This is a genomic window from Streptomyces sp. NPDC104814 (assembly GCF_055583185.1).
The window spans coordinates 1-12746 of the sequence record NZ_JBVJOL010000003.1; the positions used below are offsets into that span (position 1 = coordinate 1).

The following is a 12746-nucleotide window of genomic DNA, read 5'->3' on the forward strand; positions in this document are numbered from 1 at the left end:
GTCCTGGGAGAAGACGGCGACGGGGCGGCCGTCGACGGTGCCGTAGCCGGTGACGACGCCGTCGCCGTAGGGGCGGTTGGCGTCCAGGCCGAAGTTGGTGGAGCGGTGCCGGGCGAACTCGTCGAGCTCGACGAAGGAGCCTTCGTCCAGGAGCAGTTCGATGCGTTCACGGGCCGTCAGTTTGCCCTTGGCGTGCTGTTTCTCGACGGCGCGTGCGGAGCCGGCGTGCGTCGCTTCCTCGATACGGCGCTGCAGATCCGCGAGCTTGCCCGCGGTCGTGTGAAGGTCGATCTCTTCCGGCTCGGACATCGGGATCGCGGCTCCCTGCCTGCTCAAAAGGGGGGACGGTTACTCATCCGTAGCGTAGTGCGGCCCCCCGCCGTCGGCAGTGCGGCGTTTCCCACACCTAGGGTGGCTTGCATGACGCCGCGAGATGCATCAGACGACAGCCGCTGGTCCGACCTCGACCGCCCGCCCCTCAGCGCCACGGCACTGCGGCGCGCGCTGGTGCGGGAGGGAAGCCTGTGGTCGGAGCTCGAGGTGGTGCAGCGCACCGGCTCCACCAACTCCGACCTGGTCGCCCGCGCGGAAGCGGGCAAGGCGGCCGAGGGCGCGGTCCTCGTCGCCGAGGAGCAGACGGCCGCCCGCGGGCGCCTGGACCGGCAGTGGACGGCTCCGGCGCGCTCGGGCCTGTTCTTCTCGGTCCTGCTGCGGCCGACGGACGTGCCCGTCGCCCGCTGGGGCTGGATCCCGCTGCTGACCGGGGTCGCCGTCGCCACCGGCCTGTCCCGGGCGGCCGGCGTCGACACGGCCCTGAAGTGGCCGAACGACCTCCTCGTCACCGTCGACGGCGAGGAGCGCAAGGCCGGCGGCATCCTCGCCGAGCGGGCCGGGGAGGGCGGCGTGGTCGTCGGCGTCGGCATCAACGTCACGCTGAAGGCGGCGGAACTCCCGGTGCCGCAGGCCGGGTCGCTGGCGCTGGCCGGAGCGGTGAGCACGGACCGCGACCCGCTGCTGCGGGGCGTGCTGAGGGCGCTGGAGGACTGGTACGGGCGGTGGCGCGAGGCGGAGGGCGACCCGGCGGCGTGCGGTCTGCAGGAAACGTACGCGGCGGGCTGCGCGACGCTGGGCCGCACGGTCCGCGCGGAGCTGCCGGGGGATCGTTCCCTGGTCGGCGAGGCGGTGGCGGTCGACGGCGACGGCCGTCTGGTCCTGGCGACGAAGGACGGCGTCCAGGAGCCGGTGGGCGCGGGCGACATCGTGCACCTGCGCCCGGCGTGAGCTGCGGCGGCCGAGCGTCGACCCGGTGCGTGCGGCCGCGGTGGCCGGCCGGAGGGCGGAAGGACAGCCGACCCGGGGGCGCGGGGAACTGCGCGACCAGCCACCCACGACCCGCACGTGGGCGACGACACCGCCCCCCACGAACCTGAACGGGGGGTCCAGGGGGCGCGGCCCCCTGCGGCCGGTCACGTCGACGCCGGGTGACAACGCGACGCCGCTCGCCTCACCCTCCGGCTCCACCTGACGGAGTGAGGTGGCGCACACCTGCCGTAAAGTTGGAGGCCGGTCGATACCTGACCTCGGCAGATCGGAAGGGCAGCAGGCGTGACCGTCGACGACTCGGGCTCCGGACCCGACGCCTCCGACCCCGGCGAGGATCCCCTCGCCCTGCGCCTGGAACAGCTGATCCTCGGCGCCGAGCGGCGCTACACCCCGTTTCAGGCGGCCCGCAGCGCCGGTGTCTCCATGGAGCTGGCGTCCCGCTTCTGGCGTGCCATGGGGTTCGCCGACATCGGTCAGGCCAAGGCCCTCACCGAAGCAGACGTCCTCGCCCTGCGCCGGCTCGCCGGTCTGGTCGAGGCGGGCCTGCTCAGCGAGGCGATGGCGGTCCAGGTCGCCCGCTCGACCGGCCAGACCACCGCCCGTCTGGCGGAATGGCAGATCGATTCCTTCCTGGAGGGCCTCACCGAGCCGCCCGAGCCCGGAATGACCCGCACCGAGGTCACCTATCCGCTGGTCGAGCTGCTGCTGCCGGAACTGGAGGAGTTCCTCGTCTACGTCTGGCGCCGCCAGCTCGCCGCCGCGACCGGCCGTGTGGTCCAGGCCGCGGACGACGAGGAGATGGTGGACCGCCGTCTCGCGGTGGGCTTCGCGGACCTGGTCGGGTTCACGCGGCTGACCCGCCGTATGGAGGAGGAGGAGCTCGGCGAGCTGGTCGAGGCGTTCGAGACGACGGCCGCCGACCTGGTGGCCGCGCGCGGCGGACGGCTGATCAAGACCCTGGGCGACGAGGTGCTGTTCGCGGCGGACGACGCGGGCACGGCGGCCGAGATCGGGCAGCGGCTGATCGAGACGATGGCGAACGACGAGACGATGCCGGAACTGCGGGTCGGCATGGCGTTCGGCACGGTGACCACTCGTATGGGTGATGTCTTCGGTACGACCGTCAACCTGGCGTCCCGGCTGACCTCGATAGCGCCGCGGGACGCCGTCCTCGTCGACAGCGCCTTCGCGGAGGAGCTGATCCGCACCGGGGAGGCGCCCGCCTCGGAGGCGGAGGCGGCCGAGCGGGCGGCGGCCGCCGAGAAGGAGGGCGAGGAGCCGCCGACGTACCGCTTCGCGCTGCAGCCGATGTACCAGCGCCCGGTGCGTGGACTCGGCGTGGTGTCGCCCTGGCTGCTCGCCCGGCGTGACGACGGCAGGGCGTGACGGCAGGGCGTGACGACGGCAGGGCGTGACGCCAGGGTGTGACGACGGCAGGGCGTGACGCCAGGGTGTGATGGTTCAGCCGAGCAGGCCCGACCCCAGGCACAGGTCGATGACCGGCAGGCACAGTCCCTTGCCGGGGTTGCCGGGCTGCCCGGCCGGCGGCGGGGTCGGCGGCGCGGTGGAGTGGGACGGGCTCGGCGCGGGTGCCCGGGGCGGCGGGGCCGTCGTCGGGGTGGACGCGGGTGGGGCGGCGGGAGGCGCGGACGTCCGCCCGGAGCCGGGCCCACCGCCGGCCGGCGGCTGGGCGACCGGGACGGAGTACGAGGGGGCGGCGGCCGACGGGGCGCGCCCGGCAGCTGCCGTGGCCGGGACCGTGGCGAAGGGGCCGGCGCTCTTCCCGCCCATGACGTCCGCTGCGGAGGGAACGGGGCGTGGCGCGGCGGAGACGGTGGCGGCGGCGTCGGCCGACCGCTCGGTGACGGTACGGCGGCCGGGCTCGTGGTCGGTGCGGGGACCGGCCTCCGCGGTGCCGAGACCGGGGACGCCGGACTCGGGGGCCAGCCGTACGAGGCTGAGCACACCGGCGGCCAGGGCGAGACCGCCGGCGGCGAGCAGCACCCGCCGGTGGCGGGGCCTCCGGTGCCGGCCGCGGGCGGTGTCCTGCGGCGGCCGCTCCGCTGTCTCCGTCGGCGTCTCCGTCATCGTGACGTTCCCCCTTCTGCCCTTGCGCCCCCGATGCGCCGTGGCGGACGCACGGTATGCGCTCCCCCGGACGGAGGACCCGGATTTGGGCGGGATGTCACTCGAACGGGTGCCCGGCGGCTGGTACGACCCGGGTCCGGCCCTTTTCCGGACGGCCCCGGCCTGCGATGATCGGGCCGTTGTCGACTGTTAACCCGCGTTAACCGGGAGGGTGTCATGAGCGAGGAGCGGTTCGGGGAGTTCGTGCTGGTGCGGCGGCACGGGGACGAGGGTGCCCGGCATGTCGCCGAGCTGGCCCTCGACCGGCCCAAGGCCATGAACGCGGTCTCCACCGAGATGGCCCGCTCGATCGCCGCCGCCTGCGAGGCGCTGGGCGCCGACCGGGACGTACGGGTGGTGGTGCTGACCTCGACGCACGAGCGCGCGTTCTGCGTGGGCGCCGACCTGAAGGAGCGCAACTCCTTCTCCGACGCCGATCTGGTGCGGCAGCGGCCGGTGGCGCGCGGCGCGTACACCGGCGTGCTGGAACTGCCGGTGCCGACGATCGCGGCCGTGCACGGGTTCGCGCTCGGCGGCGGCTTCGAACTGGCGCTGTCCTGCGACCTGATCGTGGCCGACCGCACGGCCGTGGTCGGGCTGCCGGAGGTCTCGGTGGGTGTCATCCCGGGCGGCGGCGGCACCCAGCTGCTGCCGCGGCGGGTGGGCGCGGCGAAGGCCGCCGAGCTGATCTTCACGGCGCGTCGGCTGGAGGCCCCCGAGGCGGCCGAGCTGGGGCTGGTGGACCAGCTGGTCGACGCCGGGCAGGACCGCGATCAGGCGCTGGCGCTGGCCGCCCGCATCGCCGGGAACTCCCCGGTGGGCCTGCGCGCGGCGAAGCGGGCCCTGCGTCTCGGTCACGGCCTGGATCTGCGGGCCGGCCTGGAGGTCGAGGACGCCGCCTGGCGGTCCGTGGCCTTCTCGGGCGACCGGGCGGAGGGCGTCGCAGCCTTCAACGAGAAGCGCAAGCCCCAGTGGCCGGGGGAGTGAGGACGGGGCACATGGAAGAGGGGCGGAGCTGGACCCGCCTCCAAGGGGCGCGGGGAACTGCGCGACCGGCCCCGGCGGACCCGCACCCGAAGAACGAGCCCGCCCCACCCCACCCGGGGGCCCGGGGCGCAGCCCCAGGAACCGGACCGTAAACCCACCCGCCCCCCAAACCCGCCCGAACCCACACACACCTGTTCGCCCCATTAACGCACCGATTCTGCCAAAACCTCCCTAGCCTGGAGCAATGGGTGAGGACAGGCGCCTGGCCGCTGTGGTGGCCCTGGCCCAGGGGATGGCCGCGGCACACAGTCCGCGGGAGTCGTGGCGCGCGGCGGCCCTCGGCGGCTGCCGCGCGCTGGCCGGGAGTTTCGCCGCACTCTCGGTGTGGGAGCGGGACCTCGGCCGGCTGCGGGTCCTGGTGAACGTGGGGGACCGGGCGCCGGAGGAAGAGGAGTTCCCGGTGGACGAGACGTACCCCGTCCACCAGTTCCCGGAGATCACCGAGTTCCTGCACGAGCGCTGGGCGTCCGGCGGCGAGCCGAACGCCTGGGTGGAGACCGCCGAGGGGCCGACCGCGAGCCACGCCGGCTACTGCCACCAGCGGGTCGCAGCCCTGCGCCGCCGGGGCCGCGGTTGCTGCGTGGTCGCGCCGATCGTCATGCACGGCCGCGCCTGGGGCGAGCTGTACGTCGCACGCCGGGCCGGTTCTCCGCTCTTCGACCGGGCTGACGCGGACTTCGCGACCGTGCTGGCCTCCGTGGCCGCCGCTGGTCTGGCGCAGACGGAGCGGTTGCAGGAGGCGCGGCGGCTGGCGTTCACCGACGCGCTGACCGGGCTCGCGAACCGCCGTGCCGTGGACGCCCGGCTGGACGAGGCGATCGAGCGGCACCGCCGGGAGGGCGCGGTGGTCAGCCTGGTGGTGTGTGACGTGAACGGGCTCAAGCACGTCAACGACACCCTCGGCCACGCGGTGGGCGACCGGCTGCTGGAACGATTCGGCTCGGTGCTCTCGCTGTGCGGGGCCATGCTGCCCGGGGCGCTCGCCGCCCGGCTCGGTGGGGACGAGTTCTGCCTGCTGGTCGTCGGCCCGCCGGTCCAGGACGTGGTGAAGGTCGCCGAGGAGCTGTGCCGAAGAGCCGCCGAGCTGGAACTGGGGGAGGGCGTGGCCTGCGGGGTCGCCTCCACCGAGGAGCCGATCGGCCCGCTGCACTCGGCCCGCCGGCTGTTCCGTCTGGCCGACGCCGCCCAGTACCGTGCGAAGGCCGAACGCTCCACCCGCCCGGTGGTGGCCGGACAAGAGGGCCCCGACGACCCGGTGATCCGCCTGGCGGACCAGCCCACCTCGGAAGCGGCCCCGGAACGCCGCGCCTTCCGCGGGCGCCTCTAGTCAGTCCCTGTCTCCGGTCCACGGATGAGTGGCGGGACCCGGTAAGGGGCGGACCCCCGACCCACTGGTGACATCTTCGTCTTCAGTGCGTACGCTCCTGAATATGAGTATGCACACTGTGGTGGTGGGGACGTCCGGGGTGACCGCGTCCGACGTTCTCGCGGTCGCCCGTGACGGCGCCCGCATCGAGCTCGCCGAGGAGGCGGTGGCCGCCCTCGCGGCGGCCCGCGGCATCGTGGACGCGCTCGCGGCCAAGCCCGACCCCGTCTACGGCGTCTCCACCGGATTCGGCGCCCTCGCCACCCGCCACATCAGCCACGAGCTGCGCACCCAGCTCCAGCGCAACATCGTCCGCTCGCACGCCGCCGGCATGGGCCCGCGCGTCGAGCGTGAAGTCGTCCGCGCCCTGATGTTCCTGCGGCTGAAGACCGTCTGCTCGGGTCACACCGGAGTCCGGCCCGAGGTCGCCCAGACCATGGCGGACATCCTCAACGCCGGCATCACCCCCGTCGTCCACGAGTACGGCTCCCTCGGCTGCTCCGGCGACCTCGCCCCGCTGTCCCACTGCGCCCTGACCCTGATGGGCGAGGGCGACGCCGAGGGCCCGGACGGCGTCGTGAAGCCCGCCGGAGAACTGCTCGCGGCGCACGGCATCGAGCCCGTCGAGCTGCGCGAGAAGGAGGGCCTGGCACTCCTCAACGGCACCGACGGCATGCTCGGCATGCTCGTGATGGCCCTCGCCGACCTGGACCGGCTGTACAAGTCCGCCGACGTCACCGCGGCCCTGTCGCTGGAGGCCCTGCTCGGCACCGAGAAGGTGCTCGCCCCCGAGCTGCACGCCATCCGGCCGCACCCCGGTCAGGGCGCCAGCGCCGCCAACATGCTCGCCGTACTGAAGGGTTCCGGGCTGACCGGGCACCACCAGGGCGACGCGCCCCGCGTGCAGGACGCCTACTCGGTGCGCTGCGCCCCGCAGGTCGCGGGCGCCGGCCGGGACACCCTCGCGCACGCCCGTCTGGTCGCCGAGCGGGAGCTGGCCTCCGCCGTCGACAACCCCGTCGTCCTGCCCGACGGCCGGGTCGAGTCCAACGGCAACTTCCACGGCGCCCCGGTCGCCTACGTGCTGGACTTCCTCGCCATCGCCGCCGCCGACCTCGCCTCCATCGCCGAGCGGCGCACCGACCGGCTGCTGGACAAGAACCGCAGCCACGGGCTGCCGCCGTTCCTCGCCGACGACGCCGGCGTGGACTCCGGGCTGATGATCGCGCAGTACACGCAGGCCGCCCTCGTCAGCGAGATGAAGCGGCTCGCGGTGCCGGCCTCCGCCGACTCCATCCCGTCCTCCGCGATGCAGGAGGACCACGTGTCCATGGGGTGGTCGGCCGCGCGCAAGCTGCGCACGGCGGTCGGCAACCTCACGCGTGTGATCGCCGTCGAGCTGTACGCGGCGACGCGGGCGATCCAGCTGCGCGAGGGTCTGACGCCCGCGCCCGCATCGCAGGCCGTCATCGAGGCCGTACGGGCCGCCGGGGTCGAAGGGCCGGGCCCGGACCGGTTCCTGGCGCCCGACCTGGCCGCGGCGGACGCGTTCGTGCGCGACGGGCGGCTGGTCGCCGCGGTGGAGTCCGTCACCGGCCCGCTGCAGTAGCGCGTTCGGCGTCACGGGGCCCTGTCGCACGTCGGTGCGGCGGGGCCCCGCCGCGTGTACGGCGGGGCGGACGCCCGAGGCGGCTCAGAAACCGAGGCGTTCCCGGCGTACCGAGTACACGACGAAGCCGGCGCCCAGGGAGAGGAAGACGCTGCCGCCGACGACGTACGGCGTGGTGTCGAAGCTGCCGGTGTCGGCGAGTTGGGCGCCGGTGCCGGAGACCCCGGGGGCGTCCACGGCGTCCGCGGTGTTCACGGCGTGCGAGGCCTCCAGGGCGGACGTGTCCGTCGTACCGGCCGCCGCCCTGGCCTGTGTCGTCGTGTCCTGTGCTCTCGCCGGAGTCTCGGACGACGCGTTGGCGGACGGGACGAACCACAGGGCGCCCAGAAGGGTCGCCGCGGCGGTGGCGGTCAGCAACGAGCGGCGGGCGGATGACACGGACTATCGATCCCCTTGTGGCGCTGGCGAATTGGCCGGCGAATTGGCCCCGCGGGCCAATGCTTGGAGGCGATGCTAATGAAAGGCGCGGGTCGCGGGAAAGCTGTGGGAGCGCGGAGCCTTACGCTCCCGGCGTGACCACTGAAGAGACATCACGTTTTGTGCGGCTTCGCGTGGAACTCGTGCTGGAGGTCGACGACGAGCAGGCGGTGACCGCCGCGGCGTTGCGGCGCCTGGCCGAGGACCGGGAGATGCCGGAGGCGGAGCGCACGCAGGCCGAGGGGGCTGTGACGGAAGACACCGCCGAGGCACTCGCCTATCTCGTCGACCCGTTCGGCCTGGTCAGTGACGTGCCGGGGGTGGAGCTGCAGCAGGCGTCCTGGTCGAGCGAGCGGATCGACTACGACCCGGACTCGCCCGACTGGGACTTGGACGAGGATGATGGCGACGAGGACGAGGACGAGGACGAGGACGAGCACACCGGCTGAGGCCGCGCAGGGGGGTGCCATGACCCCGGGCGGCAACCGCCGTCCGGGGTTTCGTCGTCTCACGGGGCGCATGGACCGGCATCCGCACCACCGGCCTGCCCGGTGGACGTGGTGTGTCCCACACCTACGGGGAATGCGGAACGGGACGAACCGGTCGTAGCGTTGAACGTTCTTACGGGGACACTCGGGGTTTTCGGGATTCGGCAACGATGGAGAAGCGTGTGATGACGGAGGGTAAGCGGCGCAAGGGCCTGATGGCCGCGTCCGCACTGCTCGGCGGGGTGCTGGTGCTCACCGGCTGTTCCGGCGGCGACAAGGCGTCCGCCGGTGGCGGCGGCACCGACACCTCGGCCAAGGTCGACGAGGCGGCAGCCCAGAAGTCGTCCGAGGCGCAGATCACGATCACACCGAAGGACGGCTCGGACAACGCCTCCATCAACAAGTCCGCGACCGTCACGGTGAGCAAGGGAACGCTCACCAACGTGACGATGACGTCGACCGACGGCAAGCAGGTCGAGGGCCAGTTGTCCGCGGACAAGACCAGCTGGAAGCCGAGCGTCCAGCTCCAGCGCTCGACCACGTACAAGGTCGCGGCGGAGGCCACCGACAAGGACGGCCGGGTCGCGCACGAGAACGCCTCCTTCACCACCGTCTCCCCGGCCAACAGCTTCATAGCCAACTTCACGCCGGAGGACGGCGCCACGGTCGGCGTCGGCATGCCGGTGTCGATCAACTTCAACAAGGCGATCACCAACAAGGCGGCCGTCCAGAAGGGCATCACGGTCACCTCCAGCAGCGGCCAGGACGTCGCCTGCCACTGGTTCAACGCCAACCGCATGGACTGCCGCCCCGAGCAGTACTGGCAGAGCGGCTCCACCGTCACCCTCAAGCTCGCCCTGGACGGCGTCGAGGGCGCGTCCGGTGTCATGGGCGTGCAGCAGAAGACGGTCTCCTTCCACATCGGCCGCAACCAGGTCTCCTACGTCGACGCGAAGACCAAGCAGATGAAGGTCACGCAGGACGGCAAGGTCGTCAAGACCATCCCGATCTCCGCCGGTGCGCCCGACCACAAGACGTACCAGGGCCAGATGGTGATCTCCGAGAAGTTCAAGGAGACCCGGATGAACGGCGCCACGGTCGGCTTCACCGACGACGACGGCAAGGGCGAGTACGACATCAAGGACGTGCCGCACGCCATGCGCCTGTCGAACTCCGGCACCTTCATCCACGGCAACTACTGGGGCGCGAAGTCCATCTTCGGCTCGGTCAACACCAGCCACGGCTGCGTGGGCCTGTCCGACACCAAGGGCGCCAACGACCCGTCGACCCCGGCCGCGTGGTTCTACACCCACTCCCTCGTCGGTGACGTGGTCGTCGTCCAGAACACCGGCGACAAGACGGTCGCCCCGGACAACGGCCTCAACGGCTGGAACATGAGCTGGTCCGAGTGGAAGGCGGGCTCGGCGCTCTGACGCCCGCTTCGCTTCGCATGAGCCGAGGGCGGCCGCCCGGGAAATCCCGGGCGGCCGCCCTCGGCATTGCGTAGTGTCCCGCCCATGATCCGGCTGGAACGCCTGCGCCCCGACCACGCGGACGCGCTGCTGTCCTTCGAGCGCGACAACCGCGCCTGGTTCGCCCGCACGATCCCCGACCGCGGCGACGCGTACTTCACGGACTTCCCGGCCCGCCACGCGGCCCTGCTGGCCGAACAGGAGGCGGGCATCTGCCACTTCCACGTGATCCTGTCCTCTGACGGCACCCTGCTGGGCCGTATCAACCTGCTCGACGCCCTCTCGGCCACGGCCGAACTCGGTTACCGCGTCGGCGAACGCTTCACGGGACAGGGGGTGGCGAAGGCCGCGGTCCGGGAGGTGTGCCGCCTGGCAGCCGACGCGTACGGCCTGTCCACGCTGACGGCCCGGACCACCCAGGACAACGCGGCGTCCCGGGCGGTGCTGACGGCCACGGGCTTCACGGCCGCCGGAGAGACGACCGTCGGCGGGCGGCCGGGGATGCGCTACGAGCGCCGGCTGCCCTGAGACGACCGGCCTTCTCATCCTCCTCTCACGGCGCCCTTATCCCTCCATCAGGCGCCCCGCCTAGCTTCCCCCGCATGTTCTTCACCTATCTCGGGCGCGAGTTGCGGCGCCGTGGAAAGGCGGCCCTTGTCGTCGCCTCCGGGCTTGCGCTGGGGATCGCGCTCGTCATCGTCGTCAACTCCGTGTCGGCCGGCATGGGGAAGGCGCAGGACACCGTGCTGCAGTCGCTGTACGGACTCGGCACCGACATGACCGTCACCAAGGCCGCCGCGCCCGCGGCCGACGGGGCGCAGCGGCCGCGGTTCCGGTTCGGGGCGCGGGACAGCGCGGACGGCACCGAGCAGAGCAGTGACCGGGTGATGGTCCAGGGGTTCCAGACGCTGGCCTCCTCCACCGTGGCCGCGGTCGGGCGGCAGAGCGGCGTCGCCGACGCCGTCGGCGGCCTGAGCCTGCATGTGCTCAAGGTCAGCGGGCAGTTCAGCCGGGGGGAGTATCAGCAGAACAGGGGCAGCGGCGGACCGCGCGGGTACGGGCAGGGTGGCGGCGGGGAAGTCAAGGGCGGCGGCGCCGACTTCGACGTCAACAGCTACTCCGTCTACGGCACCGACGTCACCAAGCCCACCCTCGGGCCGCTGACCTCCTCGAAGATCAGCAGCGGGCGGACCTTCCGCACCTCCGAGACCGACGCCGCCGTCGCCGTCGTCGACTCCGGGTACGCCAAGGAGAAGAAGCTCGCCGTCGGGTCGAGCGTGACCATCAAGAGCGTCAAGTTCGCCGTCGTCGGCATCGCCACCGCCGACAGCGGGGACGCCGCCGCCGACCTCTACGTCCCCTTGCAGCGGGCGCAGGCCCTCGCCGGGGCCGCGGACAAGGTCACCACCATCTACGTCAAGGCGGCCGACTCGCAGAAGATCGGCAGCGTCAAGGCGGCGATCCAGAAGAACGTCTCCGGCACGACCGTCACCACCTCCGCCGACCTCGCGGACACCGTCTCCGGGTCCCTCTCCACCGCCTCCTCCCTCGCCACCACCGTCGGCAGATGGCTGTCCGTCGTCGTGCTCGTCGCCGCCTTCCTCGTCGCCGGGCTGCTCACCTCCTCCGCCGTGTCGCGGCGGGTGCGGGAGTTCGGCACCCTCAAGGCGCTCGGGTGGACGTCGCGCCGGGTGACCGGGCAGGTCGTCGGGGAGGCCGTCGTCAACGGGCTGCTCGGCGGGGTGCTCGGGATCGCGCTGGGGGTCGCGGGGGCGTACGCCGTCTCCGCCGCGAGTCCGACGCTCCAGGCGGAGTTGGGCGGCGGAAGCAGCGACGGCGCCGGCTTCGGCGGGCCCGGGCGCCGTATCGCCGGACGGACGCTCGACGTCGTGCTCACCGCGCCCGTCTCCCTCACGACCGTCGCGCTCGCCGTCGGCCTCGCCGTGGCCGGTGGACTCGTCGCCGGGGCGTTCGGCGGCTGGCGGGCCTCACGGCTGCGGCCGGCGGACGCGCTGCGCCGCGTCGCCTAGGCAGCCCAGGCAGCCCTTTCACCCGTCGGCCCGACCTCAGGGACACCCCATGTACGAACTCAACGGCGTCACCAAGCGCTACACCCGCGGCAAGGACACCGTCCACGCCCTCGACGGCGTCGATCTCACCATCCACGACGGCGACCGGCTCGTCATCCAGGGTCCGACCGGCGGCGGCAAGTCCACGCTGCTGCAGATGCTCGGCGGGCTGGACCGGCCGACCTGCGGCGACGTCGTCCTCGACGGTGTCGATCTGGCCAAGTTGCCCGAGGCCAGGCTCACCCGGGTGCGCAGCGAAACCATCGGTTTCGTCTTCCAGTCCTTCAACCTCATCCCCACGCTGACCGCGCAGGAGAACGTCGAGACCGCCCTCGTACCCCTCGGCGTGAAGGCGGGGGAACGGCGGGAGCGGGCCGCGCAGGCGCTCGCGTCCGTGGGGCTCGGGGAGCGGCTCGCGCATCTGCCGGGCGAGATGTCCGGCGGCCAGCAGCAGCGCGTCGCGATCGCCCGGGCGCTGGTCAAGCGGCCCAAGGTGCTGCTCGCGGACGAACCGACCGGCAACCTCGACGAGGGCATGCGCGACGAGGTGATGGAGGTGCTGGAGCGCATGTGGAAGGAGCACGGGCTGACGTTCGTGATGGTCACTCATGACTCCGCGCTGGCACGGAGAGCACCCCGGCTCGCGACCCTGCGCCAGGGACGGATCACGGTGACGGAAAACGCCGACTCGTGACGCAGGGCCGTATTGAGGCACTGATCACCCCCCGGCATACTGCGCACTCCGGGGGGTTGACGTGCAGACGTACG

13 protein-coding genes are annotated in these 12746 nt (G+C 72.7%); 10 read left to right on the forward strand and 3 right to left on the reverse strand.

The genetic code is table 11. The features are described from left to right. Positions 1–309: carboxyl transferase domain-containing protein (locus ACZ64A_RS13085; RefSeq protein ID WP_469810202.1), on the reverse strand; the 309-nt coding region annotated here is incomplete at its 3' end. 111 nt (positions 310–420) lie between these two features. Here ACZ64A_RS13085 and ACZ64A_RS13090 point away from each other — a divergent pair. Together ACZ64A_RS13090 and ACZ64A_RS13095 are read left to right on the forward strand one after the other, a co-directional pair. Then, positions 421–1281: a biotin--[acetyl-CoA-carboxylase] ligase gene (locus ACZ64A_RS13090; RefSeq protein WP_469810203.1), complete on the forward strand. Its 861-nt coding sequence runs from the start codon at positions 421–423 to the stop codon at positions 1279–1281. 324 nt (positions 1282–1605) lie between these two features. Next, positions 1606–2709, forward strand: a complete 1104-nt coding sequence (locus ACZ64A_RS13095) for an adenylate/guanylate cyclase domain-containing protein (RefSeq protein WP_469810204.1) — start codon at positions 1606–1608, stop codon at positions 2707–2709. Positions 2710–2784: 75 nt separating this feature from the next. On the opposite strand, the gene ACZ64A_RS13100 is transcribed toward ACZ64A_RS13095, so the two are convergent. Then, the gene (locus ACZ64A_RS13100; protein ID WP_469810205.1) at positions 2785–3411 is read right to left on the reverse strand and encodes a hypothetical protein; all 627 of its coding nucleotides are present in this window, start codon (positions 3409–3411) and stop codon (positions 2785–2787) included. 216 nt (positions 3412–3627) lie between these two features. Between ACZ64A_RS13100 and ACZ64A_RS13105 the strand changes: the two genes are divergently transcribed. The 3 genes from ACZ64A_RS13105 (at position 3628) to hutH (ending at position 7472) form a co-directional block, all read left to right on the forward strand. Next, positions 3628–4437 carry an enoyl-CoA hydratase/isomerase family protein gene (locus ACZ64A_RS13105; RefSeq protein WP_469810206.1) on the forward strand — a complete coding sequence of 270 codons (810 nt, stop codon included), beginning with the start codon at positions 3628–3630 and terminating at the stop codon, positions 4435–4437. Between the two features lie 244 nt (positions 4438–4681). Continuing rightward, on the forward strand, positions 4682–5824 hold the full coding sequence (locus ACZ64A_RS13110) for a GGDEF domain-containing protein (protein ID WP_469810208.1): 1143 nt from the start codon (positions 4682–4684) through the stop codon (positions 5822–5824). 109 nt (positions 5825–5933) lie between these two features. Continuing rightward, positions 5934–7472 (forward strand): histidine ammonia-lyase, encoded by a 1539-nt coding sequence (gene hutH, locus ACZ64A_RS13115; protein ID WP_469810807.1) that lies wholly within the window; start codon positions 5934–5936, stop codon positions 7470–7472. Positions 7473–7556: 84 nt separating this feature from the next. Here hutH and ACZ64A_RS13120 read toward each other — a convergent pair whose 3' ends face one another. After that, positions 7557–7910 (reverse strand): LAETG motif-containing sortase-dependent surface protein, encoded by a 354-nt coding sequence (locus ACZ64A_RS13120; RefSeq protein WP_469810209.1) that lies wholly within the window; start codon positions 7908–7910, stop codon positions 7557–7559. A gap of 134 nt (positions 7911–8044) precedes the next feature. On the opposite strand from ACZ64A_RS13120, the gene ACZ64A_RS13125 reads away from it, so the two are divergent. The 5 genes from ACZ64A_RS13125 to ACZ64A_RS13145 all read left to right on the forward strand — a co-directional run bounded on the left by ACZ64A_RS13125 (position 8045) and on the right by ACZ64A_RS13145 (position 12672). Next, the gene (locus ACZ64A_RS13125; protein ID WP_469810211.1) at positions 8045–8398 is read left to right on the forward strand and encodes a hypothetical protein; all 354 of its coding nucleotides are present in this window, start codon (positions 8045–8047) and stop codon (positions 8396–8398) included. 224 nt (positions 8399–8622) lie between these two features. After that, positions 8623–9870 (forward strand): L,D-transpeptidase, encoded by a 1248-nt coding sequence (locus ACZ64A_RS13130; protein WP_469810212.1) that lies wholly within the window; start codon positions 8623–8625, stop codon positions 9868–9870. A gap of 84 nt (positions 9871–9954) precedes the next feature. Further along, positions 9955–10437 carry a GNAT family N-acetyltransferase gene (locus tag ACZ64A_RS13135; RefSeq protein WP_469810213.1) on the forward strand — a complete coding sequence of 161 codons (483 nt, stop codon included), beginning with the start codon at positions 9955–9957 and terminating at the stop codon, positions 10435–10437. A 74-nt stretch (positions 10438–10511) separates the two neighbouring features. Beyond that, the gene (locus ACZ64A_RS13140) at positions 10512–11939 is read left to right on the forward strand and encodes an ABC transporter permease (protein WP_469810215.1); all 1428 of its coding nucleotides are present in this window, start codon (positions 10512–10514) and stop codon (positions 11937–11939) included. A gap of 49 nt (positions 11940–11988) precedes the next feature. Continuing rightward, positions 11989–12672 (forward strand): ABC transporter ATP-binding protein, encoded by a 684-nt coding sequence (locus tag ACZ64A_RS13145; protein ID WP_469810216.1) that lies wholly within the window; start codon positions 11989–11991, stop codon positions 12670–12672. The last annotated feature ends 74 nt before the right edge of the window (positions 12673–12746 follow it).